The following is a 23,125-nucleotide window of genomic DNA, read 5'->3' on the forward strand; positions in this document are numbered from 1 at the left end:
TATTTTATTGATCTTGATACGGATTCAGACTTTAGCTGATCGCCCTAAAATCTGCGGGCCAATGCCGCCGTCGCATGCGCAGATTTGATCTTGGCGACGACAAGCTCGGCCGAGGCGCCCGCTGCGGCCAGCGCTGCCGCCTCGGCGACGCCATGGCAGCCGACGCGGGCAAAGACGATTTCCGACGGATTCTTCAGCCGCGGCGTCTCCTCCTCCAGCCGCGCGGCGGCAAAAAACACCGCCGGCACGGAGAGATGAGCGGCGACCGCAAGCACCGCTGGCTCGCTCTTACGGCTGTCGATCGAAGCGATGGCGGCAAGCGCCTCCGCACCTGCGCCCGCCTCCCGCAACGCCCATTCAGCGAGCGCCAGCACCTCGTGCACCGGCGCGCCGCGCTCGCAGCCGAGTCCGAGCACCAGACGCCGAAGACCGTCGAATTTCACGTCACTCATGATCTGGTCCCTAACACGCATCGGACCCAAGACACAGACCTGCGGCATCTTTGGCTCGGCGTTTACTTGCCGAACTTGATCTCGTCGATCGCAGTGAGCGTCGTCTTGGCCGAAACGCCGGGCGCGTTGGCGAAATGCCAGGCGACATACTGCTCGGCATAGGGATTGGTGGAGGACATCCCGTCAACAGGCAGGATGACGTTCATGCCCTTCAACGCCGCATAGGCGGCCGTATTCAGCACCGCGCCTTCCGAGGCCGTGCCCGTGACGATGACTGTTTTGACGCCCTTGTCCTTCAGGATCTTTTCGAGATCGGTGTTGATGAACTTGTTGGCGCCGGATTGCACGACCGGATCGCCCTCCTTCGGCGCCAGCGCCGTGGCGATATCACCCGAGGTCGCACCGCCGGTGATGCTGTAGACGACGGGAACGCCGCTCGCGCGCGCCTCTTTCATTAGCTTTTCGACCTTCGGCAGCGAAGCGATGCAGCGCTGCTTGGTCTTGGTGTTGCACGGCCCCTTCTCCGGGTTCTGCGCGCCATTGAAATCGAGAAGCAGAAGTGCCGTATCCGACGTCTTCACATCGACCGGTTTCAGAACAGGAGCAGCCGGCGCCTTCACCGTGCTCCAGTCGTCGATGATCGTCGCCTTAGCGACGGATGAGACGAATGCGGCAATCAAAAGAGAGCCGGCGAATGCGGCTACGGCATTGGTTTTCATGATGATATTCTCCGGGGATAAGGGGTCGCGGCAAATGTCCGAATAAGCCATCCGCCTGTCAAATCACCAAGCCGCGACCGGTATTTGATCCGCGTTCGATTACCTCTGGGGATGGATGTCGCGCGCCGATCAGAACTCCACGCCCGGCTGACCCTTGATGCCGGAGCGGAAGGGGTGTTTGACGAGTTCCATCTCGGTGACCAGATCGGCGATCTCGATCAATTCCTCCTTGGCGTTTCGGCCGGTCAGCACGACATGCGTCATGGCGGGCTTCTCGCTCTTCAGGAAGGCGACGATGTCGTTGATGTCGAGATAGTCGTAGCGCAGCGCGATGTTGATCTCGTCGAGCAGCACCATGGAATTGCCTTCGTCGCGGATCAGTTCCTTGGCCTTTTCCCAGGCGGCCGAGGCGGCGGCAACATCGCGGGCGCGGTCCTGCGTTTCCCAGGTAAAACCCTCGCCCATCGTGTGGAACTGGCAGAGGTCGGAGAAATGCTTCTCGATCAGGTCGCGTTCGCCGGTCCACATCGCGCCCTTGATGAACTGCACGACGGCCGACGGCTTGCCGTGGGCGATATGACGGAAGATCATGCCGAAGGCGGCCGAGGACTTGCCCTTGCCCTTGCCGGTGTGAACGATGATCAGGCCCTTGCCGTCGGTCTTGGTCGCCATGATCTTATCGCGCGCGGCCTTCTTCTTCGCCATCTTCTCGGCGTGGCGCGCATCATCCTTGCCAGCTCCGCCGTCTGCGATCTCGCTATCAGGGGTCTCGTCGCTCATTGGGTTACCTCAATCTGTTGAGTAGAAGCCAGGTCGAACCGGGCCGAATTGCTGCGCGGCGTCCAGAGGCTGCGGTCGATCGCCTCCAGCAGCCGCTCCTTCATCTCGTCGAATGCCGCAGGGTTCTTTTCGATCATGAAATCGCGCACGCCGGGATCGGCAACGAAAGCTTGGTACACCGCCTCGAAATGATGCTCGCCGACCGCACCCGTCGTCGCCGAAAAGGCGAAGAGATAATCGACGGTGGCGGCGATCTCTGCCGCCCCCTTGTAGCCGTGGCGCATGACGCCCGATATCCATTTCGGATTGACGACACGCCCGCGCACGACGCGGCCGATCTCCTCTTCCAGCGAGCGGATCACCGGCTTTTCCGGCCTTGAATGGTCGTTGTGATAGATCGAGGGACGCGCACCGGAGAGCTGTTCGGACGCCGCCGCCATGCCGCCCTCAAACTGGTAATAGTCATCGCTGTCGAGCAGGTCGTGCTCGCGATTGTCCTGGTTCTGAATGACCGCCTGCACCGAGCGCAGCCGCTCCTCGAACAGACCGCGTTCGGCCTTGCCCTCCTCGCCGGCGCCATAGGCATAGCTGCCCCAGACGAGATAGGCCTCGGCGAGATCGGCGCGCCGTTCCCAACCCTTCTCGTCGATCAGCGCCTGCAATCCGGCGCCATAGGCACCAGGCTTCGAACCGAAGACCCGGTAGCCCGCCCGGCGCGCCGCCGTCTTTTCGTCAAGACCTGCAGCCGCAAGCCGCGCCGCCTCGCTGCGCATCCGCTCGGCAATAGGATTATCGCCAGCATCCTCCTCCAGCGCGCCGACGGCGCGGATCGCCTTGTCGAACAGCGCGATCTGCTCGGGAAAAGCATCGCGAAAGAAGCCGGAGATCCTGAGCGTCACGTCGACCCGCGGCCGTCGCAACATCGCCGGCGCAATGATCTCGTAGCCGGTGACGCGGCGTGAACTCATGTCCCAGAGCGGCTTGACGCCGATCAGCGCCAGCGCCTGGGCGATATCGTCACCGCCGGTGCGCATGTTCGACGTGCCCCACGCCGTCAGCCCGAAGGAAACCGGCCATTCGCCATGATCCTGCACATAGCGGCGCACCAGCAGCTCAGCCGATTTGCAGCCGAGCTCGTAGGCAGCGGGCGTCGGCACTGCGCGGCTGTCGACCGAATAGAAATTCCGCCCCGTCGGCAAGACGTCAGGCCGCCCGCGCGTCGGCGCGCCCGAGGGACCGGGCGCGACGAAGCGGCCGTCGAGCCCGTTGAGTAGACCGTGAATTTCGGCGGGGCCGCAGGCGAGGATGGAGGGCTTTAGGCGGGTTTCGATCTCGGAGAGTACACGTCTGGTTTGGGACCAGAGGGTCGGGCATTCCATCTCACCGGAAACAAACTTTGCCGCCAGCAGTTCGATGCGCTCGACGGCGTCTCCGTTGGTTCGCCAAGGGGCATCGAGAATATCTGCGAGGATTTCAGGTCGTGGGCCTGTCCAAGGAGCGGCCATATCGGTGTCGAGAGGATCGAAGGAAGACCCCTCCCCGACCCCTCCCCACAGGTGGGAGGGGCTTGCTGGGCGCGCCGTCTCAACATCAGCTTTGGCAACGGAGGCTGCCGCAAGCGCGGAGGTAAGTCCCTCCCCCTTGTGGGGAGGGGTTGGGGAGGGGTTTCTTACCTGGCGAAGGGGTGAGGGGTTTCCGAACGCATCCACCGCGATCGCCCGCTGCAAACTCGCATCACCGCCCTCGCCAAGCCCGCGCGGCACCCGCGCCAGCGCCACGGTCAGGTCAGTCAGGAGCCGTCCTTCTGGCGAGACCCCGAACACATGCAGCCCGTCGCGGATCTGCATTTCCTTGAGGTCGCAGAGATAGGCGTCGAGCTTCTTCAGCGCCTCGCCCTCGCTTTCACCCTTCGTTATGCCGGCATCCCGGTCGAGGCCGATATCGGCAACGAGCTCGAGGATCTGGCGGCTGAGCAGCCGGATGCGGCGGGGATCGCCGCCCGACGCCTCGTAATATTCGTCGACCAGCGCCTCCAGATCCTTCAGTGGCCCATAGCTTTCGGCGCGCGTCAAAGGCGGCGTCAGGTGATCGATGATGACGGCAGCACTGCGGCGCTTGGCCTGCGTGCCCTCGCCTGGATCGTTGACGATGAAGGGATAGAGATGCGGCAGCGGCCCGAGGATCGCCTCGGGATAACAGCTTTCAGACAGCGCCAGCGCCTTGCCCGGCAGCCATTCGAGATTGCCGTGTTTGCCCATATGGATGACGGCATGAGCGCCGAATTTCTCGCGCAGGAAAGCATAGAAGGCGAGATAACCGTGCGGCGGCACGAGATCCGGCGAATGATAGCTCTCTTTCGGATCGATATTGTAGCCGCGCGCCGGCTGGATGCCGACCAGCACATCGCCGAAACGGGCAAAAGGCAGGGCGAAGACGCCCTCGCGAACATACGGATCATCTACGGGATCGCCCCAGCGGGCTCTCACCTCATCCTGAATCTTGTTAGGAAGAGATTCCAGGAAGCTGTTGTACAGACTCAGGGAAAGCGTCTCGCGGATGATCTTTCCATCGGAACCGGAATTGGTCGGCCCTTGCATCAGGTGCCGGATCAGCGCATCGCCGTCGGCGGGAATCTCGGCGACCGGATACCCGGCCACCCGCATAGCCTTCAGCACCTCGACGGTGCCGGCCGGCGTATCCAAGCCGACGCCGTTGCCAAGTCGACCGTCCCGGTTCGGGTAGTTCGCCATGACGAGCGCGATGCGCCGGTCGCCGGCGAAAGTCTTCCGCAGCCGCGCCCAATTGGCGGCAAGCTCCGCCGTATAGCGCACCCGGCCGGCATCGGCCTGGCTGGCGACGATATTCGTCTCGACCAGCGCATCGTAGCGCGCCGCCGTCTTGAAGGAGACCGCCCGCGCCAGCACCCGGCCATCGACTTCAGGCAGTGCCACGTTCATGCCGAGATCGCGCGCCGATAAGCCCTGCGAGGAAGCCGCCCATGCCTCCCTCGACGAGGCCGACAGGATCGCCTGCAGCACGATCGCCTCATTCGCCTCCAGCACCGTCGGCTGCCGGTCCGCACCTGGCGCGGAGACCGCAAAGCCAGTCGTGTTGATGACGACATCGGGTTTCAACGCCGAAAACACGCTCTCGATAATGCCTGTCGAAACTGGATCCTTGAGACTATAGGCAAAGATCGGCAGCGGCCGGAGGCCGAGTGCGGCCAGCGCTTCGACAAGCGCTTCGATCGGCCCGGTCTCGCCGCTCTGCACCAGGGCGCGGTAGAAGCTGATGGCAACTGTCGGGGGTTCAAGCCCCGCCTCCGCTACCATCCCCGCACCCGAAGACATCTCTGCAACAGCCCGACGCCACTCCTCAACCCCGATCAATCCCCGCCCCGGCCACCAAATACCTGCCTTCATCAAAGGCACAGCCGGCGCCGGTTTCTCGGCACCCGACAGCATAGCCTCGGCATAATCGAGAAAGGCCCGCGTATTGGCGTCGCCGCCCTCGATCAGATAGGCCCAGAGCGCGTTCAGATCGCCCAGATCAACATTGGAGAAAGGAACCAGCCCGGCATCCGGCCTGGCATCACCCGGCAAAACCGCAATCAGTGCTCCGGCGCGGGCCGCCGCCGCATGCAGCGCTTCCAGCGCATAGTGGAAATAGCTGGCGCCGCCGAGCGCACGCACGATGATCAGCTTCGCATGCCGAGCAGTGCGCTCGACATAGGTATCGACCGACATCGGATGCTTGAGGCTCATCAGGCTGGCGAGCCGCAGCGAAGGTGCTGTCCGGCTATCGCGATGGGCCGCCGCGATCGCGGCAAGCTCGGTGTCGGCCGCCGACAGGAATAGGATGTCGCCCGGCGTCTGCCCGAGGTCGATGGCCTCCTCGCCGTCGCTGATCGTTCCCTGCTGGGCCAGAAGCAGATGCATCGGTCTATGCCAGCGCTTCGATCGCCGCCCTCACCGCGCCCTGGTCCATTTCATGCAGGCCAATGACGACGAGGCGTGTGCCGCGCTTTTCGCCTGAGCCCCAGGCGCGGTCGAAATAGTGGTCGATGCGGCTGCCGACGGCCTGGAGCTGCAGGCGCATCGGCTTGCCTGAAACGTCGACGAAACCCTTGAGACGCAGCACGTCATGGGCTGATATGATGTCCTTCAGCGCTTCGACGAAGCCGGCGGCATCGGCAATGGCTCCGAGATCGACGACGAAGCTGTCGAATTCATCATGGTCGTGCGGCGCACCGTCTTCATGCTCCAGCTCGTGATGCGACTTGCGATTGGCGACATCGTCCTCTGTGCCGACGCCAAGGCCGAGCAGGATGCCGGCCGACACCTCGCCGTTCCTCGCCTCGATCATCACGGGCTTGCGCACCGTGCGGGAGGCAACCTCGTCGCGCACCCTGATAAGGCCGGCAGCATCGATCAGGTCTGTCTTGTTGAGCACGATGAGGTCGGCGCAGGTCAGCTGATCCTCGAACAGCTCCTCGATCGGGCTTTCGTGATCGAGCGATTCATCTTCGGCACGGCGCGCATCGACCGCATCATGATCGTCGGCAAAACGGCCGGCGGCTACAGCGGCGCTGTCGACCACCGTGATGACGCCGTCGACGGTCACCTGGGTGCGAATGTCGGGCCAGTTGAAGGCGGCGACCAGCGGCTGCGGCAAAGCAAGGCCCGAGGTCTCGATGACGATGTGATCGGGCCGCTGTTCGCGCTCGAGCAGCTTCGTCATCGTCGGAATGAAATCGTCCGCAACGGTGCAGCAGATGCAGCCATTGGTCAACTCGATGATGTCGTCCTCGGTGCAATTATCAGCACCGCAGCCCTTCAGCACGTCGCCGTCGACACCGAGATCGCCGAATTCGTTGATAATAAGCGCAATCTTCTTGCCGCCGGCATTGGTCAGCAGGTTGCGGATCATCGTCGTCTTGCCGGCACCGAGGAAGCCGGTGATGACGGTTGCGGGAATCTTCTGCTGGTTCATGGACTTAACCCTTCATTTTCAGCGGCAGGCCTGCCGCGATGAAATAGACTTCGGCGGCCTTCGCCGCGATCGATTGGTGCAGCCGGCCGGCATGATCGCGAAAATCCCGCGCCATGCGATTATCCGGCACGATGCCGAGACCGACCTCGTTGGAAACGAAAACGAGCCGCGCCTTCGCAGCGGGCAGGAAATCGGCAAGTGCGGCAAATTCCGCCGCCATCTCACGCTTCTCCATCATCAGATTGGTGACCCAGAGCGTCAGGCAATCGATCAGCACGATGCGCCCCTCGCCGTCGATGGCGGTAAGCCTGCCGACAAGATCGAGAGGCTCCTCATGCGTCGTCCAGGACGGACCGCGATCGGCCTTGTGTTGCGTTATGCGCGCCTGCATCTCCTCGTCCCAGGCACGGCCGGTGGCAAGGTAGTGGCGATCCAGATCGGTCGCGGTGACGAGGGATTCGGCGAACCGGGACTTGCCGGAGCGCGCACCGCCGAGGATGAAGACGGCGTTGGAAGGAGCGACGGTCATGCGCAAACGGTCCCTCGGGTGAAGGACATGTGGTTTGCCCCCCACTGTCCGCTCGAGCTTCTGCTGCAGAACGAACCGCAGTCCAAAGCCGTCTCTTTGACTTCCATGGGATCAGACGAGGCAAAGCATCGCCACATGTCTCTTCTCCCCAGCGGGGAGAAGGTGCCGGCAGGCGGTTGAGGGGGCGAGCGGCAAAGCCGCGAATGCACTGAGCGCAAGCGAAGGGCAATGATGAAGGGCGTGCCGTGCGGCCCCCTCATCCGACCCTTCGGGCCACCTTCTCCCCGCTGGGGAGAAGAGGAAGCAAATCGCGCCGCACCAGGCCGCGCTGAATTCAATCGTTCAGCCAAGACAACCTCCGTGCTGGCAACGGGCATAGTGCCCAGGTGTGGGCTTCTCGCCCGGCACGCATGGCAGGTCTCCTGGCTCGCGGTTATCGGCCGCGATCGGGGCAGACCGGAAACCGGTCGCCCTGATCGTGCCAGCGGATCATCCTCGCCTTCCCGGCTGCATCAGTGAAAAGGTGGACGATTCGTAGACTTGAGAGGCGTCCGACCCCGGTTGATCACCATGCATATCCAGTGGCTTTTCCGGCATATCGCCCGTCCCGCCCGCCCGCACGATTGCAGGCTCCGAGCCGGAAGGGCTTGATGCCGGATGGAAGACCCTGACCGCTCTACAGTCGCGGGGTCGGCTGTGATGAAGGCGCCCGGCTTGGGTCCGCCCCGTCACATTCCCTTTTCATCCGGAAGGGCGCAACACCGATCCGGAACCATCCGTTATGTCAGGATGGTCAGTCGACCATCCGTTATCGGGATGGTTAGGCAAGCACAGGGGGGAAGTCAACCGGCCTTGGCGGAAGCTCGATCGCCAGCCACGCGACACACTTACTCAAACACGACTTACCCTACCTAAAATATCGTCATTTATCAGTGGCTTACGTCATAAAAATTTATCCCAACCGCCGGCTTTTCGCCGCAATTGCGTCGCAAGCGGACTGCGCGACCATCTCTGCCCTTGACCGGGCCTCTCCCCGCCTAGTTGTCTAGCCATGCTTATGAAATTGGATCGGCGCCGTTTTCGTGCGCTGCGTGTATTCTTCGATCCGGGACGCCTGCGGGCGCTGACCCGCCGTAGCGAGGTCGGCCTGTCGCTGGCGGGCGCCGTCGTCGGCATCATCTCGGGTCTCGCCGTCACCGGCATGAGTTACGTCTCCAACGAGCTGCATCAGCTGGTCTTCGGCATCGCCGACAGCGAGCGGTTGAGCTCGTCCGAGATCGAGAACAAGATGCTGCTGCTCACCGCCCCCGTCATCGGCGGCGCCCTGCTCGGCCTGTTGCTCCTAGTGCTGGCGAAACGACGGAAGAAGCCGATGGTCGACCCGATCGAGGCCAATGCGCTGCATGGCGGCCGCCTGTCCTTGACCGACAGCATCATCGTTGCCGTGCAGAACCTGATTTCCAACGGTTTTGGCGCCTCCGTCGGCCTGGAGGCCGGCTATACCCAGCTTGCCGCCGGCCTCGCCTCGAAATTCGGGCTGAAGCTGCAGCTTCGCCGCTCGGACCTGCGCACCCTCGTTGGCTGCGGCGCGGCGGGCGCCATCGCCGCCGCCTTCAACGCGCCGCTGACCGGTGCTTTCTATGCCTTCGAGCTGATCATCGGCACCTATACGATCGTCTCGCTGACGCCTGTCGTCGTCTCCGCCCTTGTCTCCACCCTGATCGCAAGGCTGCTTGCCGGCAGCGATTTCACCATCGATATCGGCAGCTTCGGCTCGGTCGTGCCGGCCGATTATATCCCGGCACTGCTGCTCGGTGCTTTCTGCGCCGGTGTCGGCATCCTGATCATGCAGGGCGTCGCCTTTGTCGAAGAGCTGGCACGCAAGAGCTCGATCGCCCCACCCTTCCGCCCGGCCCTCGGCGGCATCATCGTCGGGCTATTGGCGATGATCTCGCCGCAGGTGCTCTCAGCCGGCCACGGCGCGCTGCATCTCAACCTTTCCCGTGAGGTGGCAATCCCGACGCTGATCGGCCTCTTCCTCTTGAAATCCTTCGCCTCGGCGATCTCGATCGGCTCCGGCTTCAGGGGTGGGCTGTTCTTCGCCTCGCTGTTCATGGGCGCCCTGCTCGGCAAGCTCTTCGCCTATTGCGGTCCCTATTTCGCCGATGCGACGCTGACGCCCGTCATCTATGCCGTGGTCGGCATGAGTTCGCTTGCCGTCGCCGTCATCGGCGGGCCGCTGACCATGACGTTCCTGGCGCTCGAAATCACCGGCGATTTCCCGATCACGGCGCTGGTGCTTGCCGCCGTCATCACCTCCTCGCTCGTCGTGCGCTCGACCTTCGGCTACTCCTTCGCCACATGGCGATTCCATCTGCGCGGCGAAAGCATCCGCAGCGCCCACGACGTCGGCTGGATCCGCAACCTGACGGTCGACAAGCTGATGCGCGCCGACATCAAGACGGCAAGGGCTGGCATCTCTCTGGAGGAATTCAAGCAGGCCTTCCCGATCGGCTCGACCCAGCGCGTCATCCTCGTCGAGGAGAGCGACAAATATGCGGGCCTTGTGCTGGTGCCGGAGATCTACGCCAATCCGACCGACGCCCAGGACGAGGGCAAGACGCTTGCCGATTTCATCCACTACCGCAACGATTTCCTGCAGCCGCAGATGAATGCCAGGCAGGCGGCGGCGATCTTCGACAAGAGCGAAAGCGAAGCACTCGCCGTCGTCAACAACCTGATCGAACGCAAGGTGATCGGCCAGCTCAGCGAAAGCTATACGCTGCGCCGCTACAGTGAAGAACTCGACCGCCGCCGCCGCGAGGTCTCAGGCGAGATCTGATCCGTCGTCGCGCCATCGGATCGACGCTTCAGGATACGGCGTCGGCGAGCTTGAACACGTTTACCGCTTTCGAAACCCCGCGCAACTCGAAGGATCCCAGACATTCGTTGGCGACGGCGCAGGTGACGGCGAAGCTTTCCGACATCAGAAGGTGATGTCCGAGCGTGCTGCAGAGTTTTTCGAGGCGCGAAGCCTCGTTGACGGCGCTGCCGATCACCGTGAAATCAAGCCTGCCGCGTGCGCCGATATTTCCGTAGAAGACCTCGCCGAGATGCAGCACGACATCGACGCCGATGTCAGGACCTCCATCATTCCTCCGCTGACCATTCAGCACCTTGTTGGCTTCCAGAATATTCTTTGCGGAAGCCAGTGCAGCCATGCAGGCCTTTTGCGGATCTTCAGCATCGGTCGGAAAGATCGCCAGCACGCTATCGCCCATGAACTTGAGGATCTCGCCCGAATTTTCCTCGACATGCCAGCCGATCAGCTCGAAATGTTCATTCAGAAACCCGGCGATTTCGCCCGGCTGATAAACCTCGGTCAGCGCCGTGAAGTTTCTCAGGTCCGCAAGCAGGATCGCAGCATTGATCGCCCCTCCCTTTCCCCTCTGAATATCGCCTGCAAGGATGCGTGCACTTGTCTTGGCGCCTGTATAGACGGCGAGGATATCCGATGCGGTTTTCGTTGCCGCGATACGATAACAAGCCAGCCCCAGCGCCGGGAAGAGCTTCGCGACGATCGCCAGTTGATCATCAGAAAATCCGCCCGGCCTGTCGCTTGTGAGAGACAGACTGACTCCGCGTAGCGCAGCCTCCTTCGGGAACTCCAGCAGGCTGACCAGATGATCCGTGCCGCCGCTATGCGCGAATTCCGCAAGCTGCGGGTAGTCATCGACACCCTCACCCTTGGCGATGTTCCAGCGACCTGACGTTTCGCCACGGCCCAAAAGAAAATAGATCGGGGTCTTCTCGAAATTCAGCACTCCCGCAGTGCCATATTCGGCATTCTCGATCGTGGTCGCACCGCCGCGCACGAAATTGGCCGAGACGCCGCCATACATGGGATGAATTGACGGCATTGAAATGCTTCCCCGCCAAATCGGAAAGCCATCCGCGATCAACCGATCGCACAATCCGGCTATCAGCTCGGCAATGTGCTCAGCTGTGATTCCATGTTCTATAAGCCACTGAATATGATTGCTAATTTTAAAACCTCCACATGAGCCGCCACAATCTTATGATGGCAAATCGGGCAAATGGGCGGCAATCCGAACCGGGTCGCCACGACATCCAGTGATAGCCCGGCCAAACCGATGTTTCTAGCCATCGAGCTCGGCGACCACAACCGCGGGGCAGATGGCAGAGAGACTGATACCGGTATCGACGCACTGCAAGGTTTTACGCCCGATGCGGACGCCCGCCAGGGACGCTAGCGGAACCTGCTCCAGTCTGCATCCTGGGAGGCGACGAAGGGTATTTCGCCCCTCGACACGGCAATGTCTTTCAGCATGTGATCTGGCAAGGCGCCAAGCTGATTTGCCGCCGATCGCCTGCGCCGCCAGACGACAAGGGCGCGCAGCGGAGAGGTAAGCAGCGCCATCACTTTGCGCAGTCGCAGGTCGACCGCGCCGGACAATTTGCGCGTGCCGATGGCAAGATCGCAACCCGGAGAACCGGCCGGCGACTCGTTCGCCGGCCGGTTCCGACATCCTAGCGCGCCGAATGTGGGCCGATGAGCGTCGTGATCTCCGTCACCCGGTCCGCCGGAAAGCCACCCTTTTCCGCGTGCCGATAGACCGCTTCGGCGCTCTCGGCCTCATGAACGCAGTACATCTTGTCCCCGGTCACATAGCTGGTGATCCAGGTATAGGGTTCGCCGAGGGACGCTACGACGGCGTTGGATTTCGCCGAGATCTCGCGCAGGGTTTCCTTGTCCATGTCCCCGAGACCTGGAATGTTTCGTTCGACAACGAATTGCGGCATTGTTTTATCCTTTCATGATGTTTTGAGTGACCTGGCGCTTCATCAACCGTGCGCATGCCGGCAGCTGACGTCAGGGTTCATGTCGGCGAACGGTCCCTTCGGATTGTTCTTCCATGCCCAGACGTGCAGCTCGTAGAAAGCCGGAAGGCCGTAGCGGTTCGGTGCGTTCGTGAAACTGAACAGCTGGCCGCCGAGATTGGCGGGACCTTTCGTCGTGATGTATTCGACAGCGACGAGTTTCATCTTGCCGTGTTCGTCAGGCTCGTACATCACGGCCTCCGGCTTGGAGAGATCAATGGCCTCATCCTTGATGAGGTCGGCACTGACATAGTGGATACCCATCGCACCTCCATCTATGCCGCTGGTGCATGGGATCGGCGAATAGCCTTCCTTGACGGCCTGGTTGACGTCCCGGAAGCGCGCATTGGCCTCCCGGACCTGTTCCGGCAGGCCGCCGCCGCCGAGCGCTGCAGCCGGAAGAGCTGCCATAATGAGAAGCGCCGCGATCGGCGCTTTTGTCGCTTTCATGAAGATTGCCCTCCAATTTCTGGTTGTCCAAGCCGATTGGATTCCGGCCGGCAGTGCGTTGTAAAAAATCCGCGCGATGAAACATCTCCCGCATGGGGGATGAAATCTTCCGCAAATCCCGGAAATGAAGGCGCCATGGCCGGCGACAATTGACCGGGCTGGCCGGGCTGATGCAGGATTGTGATCATGGAACAGCAGCTGTCGGAAATTATTGGCGCTATTTATGATTGCGTGGCCCGGGAGGATGCCTGGCCAAACGCTCTTCGTCTGATCAATGGTCAGGTGAATGGTTTTCTAACCACGCTTGCCGTCTTCGACACCACCACGCGGTCCGCACGGCTGGCCCAGATCGCCTGCGACGACGGAGAGGCCATCCGCACCCTCGTCGCGCATGCGAAGGACGTCCCGTTCTTCCACCTTCTCCACCGAATGGAGATCGATCAGCCGGATACGCTGGAGCGGATGTTTTCCCTCTATGGACCCGATGGCGAAGCCGTCTGGAAGAGCGGTGCGCTATACCAGAACTTTCATGCCAGGTATGGGGTTCTAAACTCGATCGACATGGCCGTGCTGAAGCGCCCGACCCGTGTCGGGACGATCAACATTTCGGTGCAATACGAACCGAGCGAACGACGTATCTTCGACATCGTCGGGCTGCTCGGTCCGCATATCCGCCGTGCCGTGACGATCCACGACATGTTCGAGATGGAGCGCGCCGAAGCCGCCGTCCTCAGGGAGGTCATCGACGCCCTCGATCATGCGGTCTTCATCGTTGCAGAAGACATGACAATCCTCTTCGCCAATGAAGCCGCCGAAGCACGCCTGCGCGAGCAGCACGTGGTCCACTCGCTTTCAGGCCGTCTGGCCGCTCGCTACAGTTATGCAGGCGCCGCCCTTTCCAACGCCGTGGCGCTTGGCGCGCGCGACGAAATCAGTCTCGCAGCCGCTGGGATCGATGTTCCTCTTGCCTCGGCGGAGCGCCCCGCCGTCGCTCACGTTCTGCCGTTGCAGCGGCGCACCGAAAGGGGACGCTTTGAAAGCCGGGCGGCGGCGGCGATCTTTCTCGCCGCGGCGGGAACGGTGATCCAGTCGGCCGTCGAAGCCGTTGCTGCCCTTTTTGCTCTCACGCCTGCCGAACGGCGCGTGGTCGGCTACGTGTCCGAAGGCATGACGCGATCCGAGATCGCAAATGCACAGGGCGTTGCCGACGGCACCGTGAAATCGCAACTGGCCGCCATCTACGACAAGACGGGAGCGGAAGACCAGCGCAGCCTGCAGCAGCTCGTACGCGAACTCAGCCCACCTGTCAGGCGCACCTAAGAAGTCGACATCAACCTTCGGCCGACTGACAGCAGATGCGAAAAGGCACGCCGGCGCGACAGCAGATGCGGGCATCTCCGCTCACATCCTGACCGTCATTCCGCCGTCGACCGTCAGCACATGGCCGTTGACGAAGGAAGCGGCGCCGCTTGCCAGAAACAGCGCCGCGCCAGCGATCTCGTCTGGCCGTCCCCAGCGCTGGACCGGGATGCGCTGGCGCACGAAGGGCATCAATTCCTCATTCTGAGCCATCACCGCATTCGTCTCGGTGGCGAACCAGCCGGGCGCAATCGCGTTGCTGGTGATGCCGTACGGGCCGAACTCGACCGCCATGCCGCGCATCAGGCCGGTCAGGCCCTGCTTGGCTGCTGGATAGACGCAGTCGCCAGGCATGACGACATGGCCGCTGATCGAGGTCACCGCGATCAGCCGGCCGTGATTGCGTCGCTTCATCAACACGGCAGCGTCGCGCGAAAGCGTGATCGCCGCCGCCAGATCGGTGCGCAGCAGCTCGATGATCGCATCATCGTCGAATTCAGCCAGCGGCCGCCGGTCGCGGGCACCGACATTGTTGATCAAAATATCGAGACGACCATGGATCTTGTCGATATCGGCCATCGCAGCACGCTGTGCCTCGCGGTCGGCGATATCGAATGCGGCGGCCTCCGCCGTGCCGCCCGCGGCACGGATGGTCCTGACGGCGCCTTCCAGCGTCGCCGCCGTGCGTCCATTGACGATGACATGCGCGCCGGCCTCGGCAAGGGCGCGCGCCATCTCGAAGCCCAGACCACGGCCGCCGCCGGTCACGAGCGCCACCTGACCTGCCAGTGAAAATCTATCCAATATGCTCATAGTTCGTCGCTCTCAACCGGGTCCGCCACGACAATTAATGGACTCAGTCAACTAATTTGGCAATAGCCGAACGACGGCCGATGAACACCAGTGCCCGCCCGGGAGATATTCCGACTAACCGAGCAGGCTGAGAAGGACGTCGATGAGCCCGGATAGAATTTGCCCTGCAGTGCGGTCACTTCGGCTCAGGCTGTTGGCTGTTGACTTGCTTCGGCATTGTGAAACGGTTCCGAAATCGCAGAGGGTGGAGAATGAAATCTAGATTGCTCATCATTGCTCTATCCACGCTGCTTGCAACGGCTGTGAACGCCGCGGCGGACGAAGCCCTGCCACCTTACTTCGCACCACTTATAGCGGGACAGGGAGTCGAGATCGAAGCATGCTACACCGCAATCCTGGTACGCGATGGGTTGGACTCCCCTGCTTGTAGTTCTACGCGATGGCTGATTTTGTTCACACAAAAGAAGGCGAAAGTTGCCGCTCGCGACTACCAGGACAAAACAGGTTTCAAAGAGATTATAAGCAAGCTCATCCAAGCAAGAAACGGAAAACGGGTGTATGTGCAATCGCCTGCCCAAACACAGCAGGTTATCGACAACATCAGGACCGTTGTTGGCATAGCTCGATCTGAGTTGAAGGATGATAAAGTATCGCACTGCTTGGCAGATATCAGATATAACAATTATCCCTCAAGCTTATACTGTGATTATGCGATAGCGGTTATCAATCTTACGCTTTCCGCACTCACCGAGACACCTCCCATTAAGATGCGGAGAGAGGACTTGGCGGCGGTTCTGGAACAAGCGCTTCCGGCGAGATAATTTTTCCAAAAGTCCACACTTCCTAACCGAGCAGCCCGGCCAGCCAGCGTGGATCGAGATGACGTTCCAATTCCCCGGCGACGTCGTCGAGCGCCTGCTCGACGCTCTCGCGGTAATTCCTCCGCTCGCCTGATAGGCCGAAGCTTTGAAGCAGTCGGGCGCGGTAGGTGTCACTGCCGAAGAGCCCGTGCAGATAGGTGCCCATGATCCGGCCGTCGGCCGAAAGCGCCCCGTCGGGTGCTCCATCGATGATCGCCGAAGGCCGATTGCAATCCGGGCCGCGGGTGATGCCGAGATGGATCTGGTAGCCGGCAAGCGGCGCGTTATATTCGGTCGAGCGAGCCTGGCTGTTGCGCACGGTCTTCTCCGGCGCCATCTCGGTCTCGATGTCGAGCAGCCCAAGCCCCGGCGTCTCGAGCGTCCCACCCTCGATGCCGAGCGGATCGTGCACCGTCCGGCCGAGCATCTGGTAGCCGCCGCAGATGCCGATCACCCGGCCGCCGCGCCTGACATGCGCCTGGAGATCGCGGTCCCAGCCTTGCGCCCTGAAGTCGGCGAGATCCGATATCGTCGATTTCGAGCCGGGAAGCACAACGAGGCTCGCATCGGCAGGTATCCGCTCGCCTGATCGCACGAAGACCAGTTCGACATCCGGCTCGGTCCTCAGCGGATCGAGATCGTCGAAATTGGCGATACGTGGCAGCACCGGCACGGCGATCTTCAGCGCGCCCGCCCCGCCCCTCGCCAGCCGTTCGAGCACAACCGAATCTTCGGCCGGCAGGCGCGCCGCACCCGGCAGCCACGGCACGACGCCGAAGCATCGCCAGCCGGTAAAGCCTTCGATGGCGCGGATGCCGTCGTCAAACAACGAAACGTCGCCGCGGAATTTATTGATGATATAGCCCGCAATCATCGCCCGGTCGCCATCATCGAGGATTGCATGCGTACCGACCAGCGAAGCGATGACGCCGCCGCGGTCGATATCGCCGACAAGCACGACGGGCACGCCGGCCCGCGTCGCAAAGCCCATATTGGCGATATCGCCGGCCCTGAGATTGATCTCGGCCGGCGATCCGGCGCCCTCGACGATAACGAGGTCGACGCCCGCAGCCACTTTTTCGAAACTTTCGAGCACGGCGCCGAGCAGCTCAGGTTTCAGCCGCTGGTAGTCCCGCCCCTTCGCCTGGCCGAACACCCTGCCCTGCACGATGATCTGGCTGCCATTTTCCGATTGCGGCTTAAGCAGCACCGGGTTCATGTGCACCGAGGATGGCGTGCGCGCGGCCAGCGACTGCAGCCACTGCGCCCGACCGATCTCGCCGCCGTCATCGGCGACCGCCGCATTGTTCGACATATTCTGTGGCTTGAACGGCCGGACCGTCAGCCCGCGATTGGCCGCCAGCCGGCAGAGGCCCGCAACCAGAACCGTCTTGCCGACATCGGAGCCGGTTCCCTGCAGCATGATCGCTCTTGCCATGGTGGCCCGCATCCGCCTCTCGTTCAGGCGAGGCCTACAATGGGCGGCAATCCCGGGTCAAGACTTGGCCCAAAGTTCCGTCTCTGAAACGCGAAAACCGCGCATGGCCATGGCTCTGCGCGGTTTGCCGAAAACTCAGGCGTCTTCGCCCTTACACGGCGAAGCTCGCTTTCTCCGGTACGCACTACCTGAACCAGAGAAGCGGCGGTCATTGCCGCCACGACCCAACTGATAACGGCACATTCTTACCGGAGAGTTATTGAAGGCTTACGCAAATGTTAATTTTGATCTTTTTTGACATTCTCGTCGAAATTTCTGCCGAAGATCCGCCGCCGATCGCGAAGAGCGTGCATTTCGCCCAGGGGCGCCATTTTCGAGATCCTCACATAAATTCTTCGAATTCAATAATTTAGTCACGCAACCATGAGCAGAAGATGGTTGATTTCTGCGAGCGAACGCGTAGGCTCCGTCACAATGCGCCATTGTTGAACATGGCCTGCGACGAGTTGCCGGAGCCGCAAGGACGGACGGTGCCCGTGAACCGGAAAGCCTGTTGCTGAATCGCCCGGCAGGCGTTTTCCCTTCGGGTGCCGGAGATATTTGTCGGTTGATTTCAGAGCCTGCGCGTCCGCCTAAGAAGAATTCGGGGAATGACGATGAAGACGTTTCTGATTCCGGCCGTCTTTGCCGCGGCTATTTCTACCGTCACGCCGGCTGAAGCCGCCGAATGCGGCAGCGTTTCGATCGCCGAAATGAAATGGGCCTCGGCAGGCATTGCGGCGAGCTTCGACAAGATCATCCTGGAAAAGGGATACGGCTGTTCCGTCACCATTGTCGATGGCGACACCTTGCCGACCTTCGCCTCGATGAATGAGAACGGCACGCCCGACATCGCCTCGGAATACTGGATCAATTCCGTCAGGGCCCTGCTCGATCAAGCCATCAACAGCGGTCGGTTGGTGCAGGGGGCCGAAATCCTGGCGGACGGCGCCGTCGAGGGTTGGTGGATCCCGAAATTCATCGCTGACGCCCACCCCGACATCCGCTCGGTCGAAGGCGCGCTGAAACATCCCGAACTCTTCCCCGCCGAGGACGACCCGTCGAAGGGCGCAGTTTACAACTGTCCCGCCGACTGGAGCTGCCAGATATCAACCACCAACCTGTTCAAGGCGCTTGCCGCCGACAAGAAGAGCTTCGAGCTTGTCGAAACCGGCAGCCCCGAACAGCTTGATGCGTCGATTGCCCGCGCTTTCGAAAACAAGGTCGGCTGGCTCGGTTATTACTGGGCGCCGACTGCCATCCTCGGCAAATACGACATGACGCGCCTGAGCTTCGGCGTCGGCCACAACAAGAGCGAATGGGACCGCTGTACCGCGGTTGCCGGCTGCTCGAGGCCGCAGCTGAATTCCTACCCGGTCTCGCGCGCCTTCACGCTGATGACCCGGTCTTTCGCCAGCCGCGCCGGACCTGTCACGACCTATCTCAAGACCCGCAAATGGGACAATGAGACGATCAACCAGGTGCTCGCCTGGCAGGACGAGAATCGCGAAAGCAACGAGGATGCCGCGATCTATTTCCTTCGCAATTACGAGAGTCTGTGGACGAAATGGGTGCCAGCGGATGTAGCCGGGAAGGTCAAGGCGAGCTTATAACGACCCAAAACACGATCAAGCATGGACGATTCGATGACAGGCAATGTTCCCTTTCCCGACCGCGATACCGTTGCGGAAAAACTCGCCGCGCTGTCGGAGACCGACAAGTCGTATTTGGTGCTACTGATGGAAAATGCCGCCCAGGACGACAACCTGCTCGACGGCCTGCGCCGCCATCTCGATCTTGCCGCCGGATCGCGTTTCCTGAACTCGCTGAAGCTCGAAAATCTGGGAATTTGGCTCGGAACCCAGGCGCCGGACCGGTTACAGATTCGACTGATGGAAGCCGCCCGCTCCAGCCAACATCCCGCCTACCAGGCCTTCCGGACCGGTCTCGACCGAGCCGGCGGGCTGGAAAAGCTTTATCCCCCGGTCATCCGTTAGGAAGATCCGGCCCCGGTCATCCGTTAGGATGATCCGACCCAGTCAGCACGTGATCTGGCAATCCCGGAAGGAACCTGAACCGTGGGGTTACTTCTTCGCGGCGCGGTCGACCGAGCGGCCGGCATCCTGCGTAGCGTTCACGGTATTTGCCGTATCCTTTCCTATGCCGCGGATCGTGTTGCCGCAGGAGGAAAGGGCAAGAAGAACCATCAAGGCTGCGGCAATTTTGGCCGTTGTCGTCATCTCGGATATCCTTGTTTGAAATCTACCCCGAACGGCGACAATTGCCGTCCGCGCCAATAACGCACGACAAACCAAAAGGTTCACTGGCTATAAGGACACCCGCTACAGCGCCGCACTTTCGATCGGCTCATAATCCTGTCCGATGCAGCTAGGCGGCCACCGCCTTCGCTCTCTCGGCAAAGGCGCCGCGAATGCTGTCGGCCACCGTCTCGATCGGCCCCGACACTTGGGAGGCGGTCAGCAGGCGGATATCGAAGGCGCCGAGCTCCGGCAGCCCTTCCTGAGGCCCGAGGATCGCCATGTCCTCGTTGACATAGGACAGCGGCAACGGCGCGATGGCGAGATCGGAAAGCACGGCAGCGCGCTGCGCCATCGTGTGGCCGCTGAGATAGGCGACGCGATAATGCCGCTTGTTGCGTTCGAGCTGGGAGAGTGCCTCCTGACGCCAGATGCAGCCGTCTTCCCAGATCGAGATCGGCAGCGGATCGCGGCGATGCGCCGAACCGCACTTGGCGCCGGCCCAGACCAGCCGCTCGCGGAATACCACCTCTCCGCCAGTCGGGAACGGCCGTGTCGCACAGTTGATCAACGCCAGGTCGAGCCGCTGCTCCTCCATGCGCTTCTTCAGCCCGATGCTCATGTCGATCGTCACATCGACCATGATGCCGGGATAGCTCTCGGCGAAACTCTTCAGGATGCTCGGCAGCAGCCGTTCGCCGATATCCTCCGGCGCGCCGAGCCGCACGACGCCGCTGAGCTCCGGCATGATGAAGCGCGACACCGCCTCGTTCGACAGCGCCAGGATGTTGCGCGCGTAGGACAGCAACATCTCGCCGTGGCGCGTCAGTGATACCGAGCGGGCGTCGCGCAGAAACAGCGTCGCACCAAGCTGTTCTTCAAGCTTCTTGATCTGCATCGACACTGCCGACGGCGTACGGAAGACCGCCTCTGCGGCGGTCGAAAAATTGCCTGTCTCGGCGATTGCCACGAAGGTACGCAGCACTTCGTTATCAAGCAAAGGAATGGGACGGCGAAATGGAATGCTCATCGTCGCATCTTTCAATTTTTCTGATTTATAACCCCATATCATTTTGTTTGATTGAATGTCAATTGACCCTCATATTTCGGGTGTCGGCAGCTAAATGCAGCAAAGGAGGCCCGACATGTCTCAAACAAGCATCTGGAATATCGTACAGGCCCTTTCCGCATTCAAGTCGCAGAGGCGCAGGGATGCCAACCATGAACATGCGCTCCGGGAGCTAAGGCGCTTTCCGCCACATCTGCTGGCAGATTGCCAGCGCGAGCTCGAGTTGACCGTCCCGGAGCGCCGCGCTTGCGATGGGACGCGGTAGAGACGCTTCATCGCTTTGAATCCGCTGAGGATCTGGGCAGATCGATGCCGGTCAACTCGCAACGTCCCGCTCGACCTGCGCCGCAGCGAATGATCGACGGTCGAACCGCGATCACATCCCGCCCAGCAGTTTGAAGGCTATGATCCACATCGTGAAAGCGACGAGCGTTTCCAGCATGCGCCAGGATGAAGGTTTGGAGAAAATCGGCCGCAGCCGCTTTGCGCCATATCCGAGCGAAAAGAAGAACAGGAAGGAACCCGTCACCGCCCCTGCGGCAAAAGAAGCCTGTTGTCCCGGATATCGTGTCGATATCGTGCCGAGCAGCACGACCGTGTCGAGATAGACGTGCGGATTGAGCCAGGTGAGTGCGAGGCAGGTTGCGAGCGTCTGCCGAAAGCTCGATGTTTTGGCTTCCCCGGCCGTGAGAGCGGCGGACGACCGCAAGGCCGAATAGAGGCTTCTTGCCCCGTACCAGACCAGAAATGCTGCTCCGCCATAACGCATGACAGGATCGAGCCAGGGCATGAACCTGGCGATTTGCTGGAGGCTGGTCACGCCAAGCACGATCAGCGCGGCATCGGAGACCGCGCATGCGAGGCAGACGGCGAAGACATGTTCGTTTCGCAAGCCCTGGCGGAGGATAAAGGCGTTCTGCGCGCCGATGGCGACAATCAGGCTGAGGCCCATCATCAGGCCGGTTCCATAGATCGGAAAACTCATCGCTTCGGCCACCGCCCCTCATTTCGCTGAGGTTGCGCTATCGCGATTGGGAGAATTAGGCTAGTTAATCTACCTTACTCTGATTAAGTGAAACTAATCTGTGCTCGACTATCCCGCTCTGCGCGCCGTCGCAACCATTGTCCAAACAGGCAGCTTCGAAAGAGCTGCGACCGTCCTGAACGTGACCCCATCGGCTATTTCTCAGCGCGTGAAGCAGCTCGAGGAACGTCTCGGCGTCGTCCTCATCGTCAGGGGCACGCCGTGCACGGCGACCGAAAAGGGAGAATGGCTGTGCCGCCATATGGAGAATGTCGGCATGCTGGAAGCCGAACTCTTCGGGCAGTTGCCGGCTCTCGTCCATCCCGACGAACCACGCCAAAGGGTCACGCTTCAAATCGCGACGAACGCCGACAGCCTCGGGACATGGTTCGTCGAGGCCATGTCGAATTTCGCCAGGAGCTCTTCCTATCTGCTGAACGTCGCCGTCGACGATCAGGACCACACCGCCGAATGGCTGCAGCGCGGGCGGGTGATCGCCGCTGTCACCAGCCTGGAAAAGCCGGTCCGCGGATGCCGACGTTTTGCCCTCGGCATTCTGAGTTACCATGCAACGGCAACCCCCGACTTCGTCGCACGCCACTTTCCGCATGGCGTGACATCAGAGGCGATCCGCAACGCCCCGGCGCTGACCTTCAATCAGAAGGACAGGCTGCAAAGCAGCTGGGTGCGGCGAATGTTCGGACGCGATCTCGACTATCCCACCCACTGGCTGCCATCGCCGCAAAGTTTCGTCGAGGCGAGCCTATCGGGTATGGGTTGGGGGATGAACCCGACCCAGCTGACCCGCGAGCATCTCGCGTCCGGACGGCTGGTCGAGCTGGCGCCCAACACACCGCTCGATGTCCCGCTCTACTGGCAGATCAACCGCCTCGCCGCCGATCGTCTGGCGGATCTGACGCGCGAAGTTGTCACTGTGGCCAAGCGCCGTCTTTGACGCGTCACTCAAGAATGCAGCAGAACCGGGTCGCTTTTATCAGACGTAAGCCGTGCGGTTGCCGAACTCACTGGTCTCGTCAAAATTCGTCGTGCCGATACGCTCGCTTTCGCCGGAAAATTCTCCAGGAGCGTCACCGGCAGGCTTCGATGCAGTAGACGCCTGAGTCTGGCTGCTCTCGCTCGCTTCAAGCTTGGCAATCTTCGCCTCCAGCGTATCGATGGATTTTTCGATCGTGGCCTTCTCTTGCTCGTCCTGCGTTTCCGACAGGGCTGCCTTCTTTTCGGCAAGCTGTGCCTCGAGAGAGGCAAGCTGATCTGACGAACTGGAAGACGAGGTTGTAGCGGTTGAACTCAAAATGGTGGATGCAGAACTGGAAATTGCGCTGACCATGAGCATGACTTTCGATGGTGGAATGTCATCGTTCTAGCCACCGATGGTAAAGGTTCGATAAATAAAGTACCGGATGGTACCAAAATAATGAGA

General features: G+C 61.3%; 22 protein-coding genes, 1 pseudogene and 1 riboswitch. Of the genes and pseudogenes, 7 read left to right on the forward strand and 16 right to left on the reverse strand.

From position 1 onward, the window contains the following. Nucleotides 1-44: 44 nt before the first annotated feature. The 6 genes from ELH03_RS11750 to cobU all read right to left on the reverse strand — a co-directional run bounded on the left by ELH03_RS11750 (nucleotide 45) and on the right by cobU (nucleotide 7,472). Complete coding sequence (locus ELH03_RS11750; RefSeq protein WP_128404703.1) at nucleotides 45-452, reverse strand: cobalamin biosynthesis protein; 408 nt, start codon at nucleotides 450-452, stop codon at nucleotides 45-47. A gap of 62 nt (nucleotides 453-514) precedes the next feature. Beyond that, nucleotides 515-1,171, reverse strand: a complete 657-nt coding sequence (locus tag ELH03_RS11755) for a cysteine hydrolase family protein (protein ID WP_128411166.1) — start codon at nucleotides 1,169-1,171, stop codon at nucleotides 515-517. Nucleotides 1,172-1,300: 129 nt separating this feature from the next. Further along, nucleotides 1,301-1,951, reverse strand: a complete 651-nt coding sequence (cobO, locus tag ELH03_RS11760; RefSeq protein WP_113545845.1) for a cob(I)yrinic acid a,c-diamide adenosyltransferase — start codon at nucleotides 1,949-1,951, stop codon at nucleotides 1,301-1,303. Continuing rightward, nucleotides 1,948-5,889, reverse strand: coding sequence for a cobaltochelatase subunit CobN (cobN, locus tag ELH03_RS11765; protein ID WP_130766323.1), 3,942 nt, complete (start codon nucleotides 5,887-5,889; stop codon nucleotides 1,948-1,950). The genes cobO and cobN overlap by 4 nt, the downstream gene beginning before the upstream one ends. A gap of 4 nt (nucleotides 5,890-5,893) precedes the next feature. Next, a complete protein-coding gene (cobW, locus tag ELH03_RS11770; RefSeq protein ID WP_113545847.1) occupies nucleotides 5,894-6,943 on the reverse strand; it encodes a cobalamin biosynthesis protein CobW in 1,050 nt (349 codons plus the stop codon). Between the two features lie 4 nt (nucleotides 6,944-6,947). Further along, on the reverse strand, nucleotides 6,948-7,472 hold the full coding sequence (cobU, locus tag ELH03_RS11775; RefSeq protein WP_128405645.1) for a bifunctional adenosylcobinamide kinase/adenosylcobinamide-phosphate guanylyltransferase: 525 nt from the start codon (nucleotides 7,470-7,472) through the stop codon (nucleotides 6,948-6,950). A 395-nt stretch (nucleotides 7,473-7,867) separates the two neighbouring features. After that, nucleotides 7,868-8,264: riboswitch (cobalamin riboswitch) on the reverse strand. A gap of 259 nt (nucleotides 8,265-8,523) precedes the next feature. Between cobU and ELH03_RS11780 the strand changes: the two genes are divergently transcribed. Continuing rightward, a complete protein-coding gene (locus ELH03_RS11780; RefSeq protein WP_128412270.1) occupies nucleotides 8,524-10,314 on the forward strand; it encodes a chloride channel protein in 1,791 nt (596 codons plus the stop codon). A gap of 28 nt (nucleotides 10,315-10,342) precedes the next feature. Here ELH03_RS11780 and ELH03_RS11785 read toward each other — a convergent pair. The 4 genes and pseudogenes from ELH03_RS11785 to ELH03_RS11800 form a co-directional block, all read right to left on the reverse strand. Continuing rightward, nucleotides 10,343-11,640 (reverse strand): annotated as a pseudogene (locus ELH03_RS11785) (adenylate/guanylate cyclase domain-containing protein). 102 nt (nucleotides 11,641-11,742) lie between these two features. Continuing rightward, nucleotides 11,743-11,913, reverse strand: coding sequence for a DUF1127 domain-containing protein (locus ELH03_RS11790; protein WP_205934420.1), 171 nt, complete (start codon nucleotides 11,911-11,913; stop codon nucleotides 11,743-11,745). A 110-nt stretch (nucleotides 11,914-12,023) separates the two neighbouring features. After that, the gene (locus ELH03_RS11795; RefSeq protein WP_003560176.1) at nucleotides 12,024-12,296 is read right to left on the reverse strand and encodes a DUF4242 domain-containing protein; all 273 of its coding nucleotides are present in this window, start codon (nucleotides 12,294-12,296) and stop codon (nucleotides 12,024-12,026) included. A 42-nt stretch (nucleotides 12,297-12,338) separates the two neighbouring features. Continuing rightward, a complete protein-coding gene (locus ELH03_RS11800; protein ID WP_128405417.1) occupies nucleotides 12,339-12,824 on the reverse strand; it encodes a hypothetical protein in 486 nt (161 codons plus the stop codon). Between the two features lie 186 nt (nucleotides 12,825-13,010). On the opposite strand from ELH03_RS11800, the gene ELH03_RS11805 reads away from it, so the two are divergent. Beyond that, nucleotides 13,011-14,144 carry a helix-turn-helix transcriptional regulator gene (locus ELH03_RS11805; protein WP_113545853.1) on the forward strand — a complete coding sequence of 378 codons (1,134 nt, stop codon included), beginning with the start codon at nucleotides 13,011-13,013 and terminating at the stop codon, nucleotides 14,142-14,144. A gap of 81 nt (nucleotides 14,145-14,225) precedes the next feature. Here ELH03_RS11805 and ELH03_RS11810 read toward each other — a convergent pair whose 3' ends face one another. Continuing rightward, entirely contained in the window at nucleotides 14,226-14,996 is a 771-nt protein-coding gene (locus tag ELH03_RS11810; RefSeq protein WP_128405416.1) for an SDR family oxidoreductase, read from the reverse strand. A gap of 263 nt (nucleotides 14,997-15,259) precedes the next feature. On the opposite strand from ELH03_RS11810, the gene ELH03_RS11815 reads away from it, so the two are divergent. Continuing rightward, complete coding sequence (locus tag ELH03_RS11815; RefSeq protein ID WP_128412268.1) at nucleotides 15,260-15,817, forward strand: hypothetical protein; 558 nt, start codon at nucleotides 15,260-15,262, stop codon at nucleotides 15,815-15,817. Nucleotides 15,818-15,839: 22 nt separating this feature from the next. Here the strand turns inward: ELH03_RS11815 and ELH03_RS11820 are convergent, their stop codons facing one another. Further along, complete coding sequence (locus tag ELH03_RS11820; RefSeq protein ID WP_128412271.1) at nucleotides 15,840-17,294, reverse strand: cobyric acid synthase; 1,455 nt, start codon at nucleotides 17,292-17,294, stop codon at nucleotides 15,840-15,842. A 650-nt stretch (nucleotides 17,295-17,944) separates the two neighbouring features. Between ELH03_RS11820 and ELH03_RS11825 the strand changes: the two genes are divergently transcribed. After that, nucleotides 17,945-18,946 carry a glycine betaine ABC transporter substrate-binding protein gene (locus ELH03_RS11825; protein ID WP_197729993.1) on the forward strand — a complete coding sequence of 334 codons (1,002 nt, stop codon included), beginning with the start codon at nucleotides 17,945-17,947 and terminating at the stop codon, nucleotides 18,944-18,946. Nucleotides 18,947-18,967: 21 nt separating this feature from the next. Continuing rightward, on the forward strand, nucleotides 18,968-19,330 hold the full coding sequence (locus ELH03_RS11830; protein ID WP_197729994.1) for a hypothetical protein: 363 nt from the start codon (nucleotides 18,968-18,970) through the stop codon (nucleotides 19,328-19,330). Nucleotides 19,331-19,417: 87 nt separating this feature from the next. Here ELH03_RS11830 and ELH03_RS11835 read toward each other — a convergent pair whose 3' ends face one another. Together ELH03_RS11835 and ELH03_RS11840 are read right to left on the reverse strand one after the other, a co-directional pair. Beyond that, a complete protein-coding gene (locus ELH03_RS11835; RefSeq protein ID WP_003540537.1) occupies nucleotides 19,418-19,573 on the reverse strand; it encodes an entericidin domain-containing protein in 156 nt (51 codons plus the stop codon). Nucleotides 19,574-19,721: 148 nt separating this feature from the next. Next, nucleotides 19,722-20,663, reverse strand: coding sequence for a LysR family transcriptional regulator (locus ELH03_RS11840; protein WP_017960848.1), 942 nt, complete (start codon nucleotides 20,661-20,663; stop codon nucleotides 19,722-19,724). A gap of 73 nt (nucleotides 20,664-20,736) precedes the next feature. Between ELH03_RS11840 and ELH03_RS38635 the strand changes: the two genes are divergently transcribed. Further along, the gene (locus ELH03_RS38635; RefSeq protein ID WP_012757852.1) at nucleotides 20,737-20,925 is read left to right on the forward strand and encodes a hypothetical protein; all 189 of its coding nucleotides are present in this window, start codon (nucleotides 20,737-20,739) and stop codon (nucleotides 20,923-20,925) included. Between the two features lie 111 nt (nucleotides 20,926-21,036). Here ELH03_RS38635 and ELH03_RS11850 read toward each other — a convergent pair whose 3' ends face one another. Then, a complete protein-coding gene (locus ELH03_RS11850; RefSeq protein WP_128412265.1) occupies nucleotides 21,037-21,645 on the reverse strand; it encodes a LysE/ArgO family amino acid transporter in 609 nt (202 codons plus the stop codon). Nucleotides 21,646-21,745: 100 nt separating this feature from the next. Here ELH03_RS11850 and ELH03_RS11855 point away from each other — a divergent pair, with 100 nt between their 5' ends. Continuing rightward, on the forward strand, nucleotides 21,746-22,639 hold the full coding sequence (locus ELH03_RS11855; RefSeq protein WP_128401677.1) for a LysR family transcriptional regulator ArgP: 894 nt from the start codon (nucleotides 21,746-21,748) through the stop codon (nucleotides 22,637-22,639). 39 nt (nucleotides 22,640-22,678) lie between these two features. Here ELH03_RS11855 and ELH03_RS11860 read toward each other — a convergent pair whose 3' ends face one another. Next, nucleotides 22,679-23,038, reverse strand: coding sequence for a hypothetical protein (locus ELH03_RS11860; RefSeq protein WP_128401678.1), 360 nt, complete (start codon nucleotides 23,036-23,038; stop codon nucleotides 22,679-22,681). Nucleotides 23,039-23,125 lie beyond the last annotated feature (87 nt).

This window comes from Rhizobium beringeri, from assembly GCF_004306515.1.
In the GTDB taxonomy this organism is placed as follows: domain Bacteria; phylum Pseudomonadota; class Alphaproteobacteria; order Rhizobiales; family Rhizobiaceae; genus Rhizobium; species Rhizobium beringeri.

Bases quoted from the DNA above. Each gene is read 5' to 3' on its own strand.
- ELH03_RS11750 (WP_128404703.1), bottom strand. From the start codon at position 452: ATGAGTGACGTGAAATTCGACGGTCTTCGGCGTCTGGTGCTCGGACTC.
- ELH03_RS11755 (WP_128411166.1), bottom strand. From the start codon at position 1,171: ATGAAAACCAATGCCGTAGCCGCATTCGCCGGCTCTCTTTTGATTGCC.
- cobO (WP_113545845.1), bottom strand. From the start codon at position 1,951: ATGAGCGACGAGACCCCTGATAGCGAGATCGCAGACGGCGGAGCTGGC.
- cobN (WP_130766323.1), bottom strand. From the start codon at position 5,889: ATGCATCTGCTTCTGGCCCAGCAGGGAACGATCAGCGACGGCGAGGAG.
- cobW (WP_113545847.1), bottom strand. From the start codon at position 6,943: ATGAACCAGCAGAAGATTCCCGCAACCGTCATCACCGGCTTCCTCGGT.
- cobU (WP_128405645.1), bottom strand. From the start codon at position 7,472: ATGACCGTCGCTCCTTCCAACGCCGTCTTCATCCTCGGCGGTGCGCGC.
- ELH03_RS11780 (WP_128412270.1), top strand. From the start codon at position 8,524: ATGCTTATGAAATTGGATCGGCGCCGTTTTCGTGCGCTGCGTGTATTC.
- ELH03_RS11790 (WP_205934420.1), bottom strand. From the start codon at position 11,913: ATGGCGCTGCTTACCTCTCCGCTGCGCGCCCTTGTCGTCTGGCGGCGC.
- ELH03_RS11795 (WP_003560176.1), bottom strand. From the start codon at position 12,296: ATGCCGCAATTCGTTGTCGAACGAAACATTCCAGGTCTCGGGGACATG.
- ELH03_RS11800 (WP_128405417.1), bottom strand. From the start codon at position 12,824: ATGAAAGCGACAAAAGCGCCGATCGCGGCGCTTCTCATTATGGCAGCT.
- ELH03_RS11805 (WP_113545853.1), top strand. From the start codon at position 13,011: ATGGAACAGCAGCTGTCGGAAATTATTGGCGCTATTTATGATTGCGTG.
- ELH03_RS11810 (WP_128405416.1), bottom strand. From the start codon at position 14,996: ATGAGCATATTGGATAGATTTTCACTGGCAGGTCAGGTGGCGCTCGTG.
- ELH03_RS11820 (WP_128412271.1), bottom strand. From the start codon at position 17,294: ATGGCAAGAGCGATCATGCTGCAGGGAACCGGCTCCGATGTCGGCAAG.
- ELH03_RS11825 (WP_197729993.1), top strand. From the start codon at position 17,945: ATGACGATGAAGACGTTTCTGATTCCGGCCGTCTTTGCCGCGGCTATT.
- ELH03_RS11830 (WP_197729994.1), top strand. From the start codon at position 18,968: ATGGACGATTCGATGACAGGCAATGTTCCCTTTCCCGACCGCGATACC.
- ELH03_RS11835 (WP_003540537.1), bottom strand. From the start codon at position 19,573: ATGACGACAACGGCCAAAATTGCCGCAGCCTTGATGGTTCTTCTTGCC.
- ELH03_RS11840 (WP_017960848.1), bottom strand. From the start codon at position 20,663: ATGATATGGGGTTATAAATCAGAAAAATTGAAAGATGCGACGATGAGC.
- ELH03_RS38635 (WP_012757852.1), top strand. From the start codon at position 20,737: ATGTCTCAAACAAGCATCTGGAATATCGTACAGGCCCTTTCCGCATTC.
- ELH03_RS11850 (WP_128412265.1), bottom strand. From the start codon at position 21,645: ATGAGTTTTCCGATCTATGGAACCGGCCTGATGATGGGCCTCAGCCTG.
- ELH03_RS11860 (WP_128401678.1), bottom strand. From the start codon at position 23,038: ATGCTCATGGTCAGCGCAATTTCCAGTTCTGCATCCACCATTTTGAGT.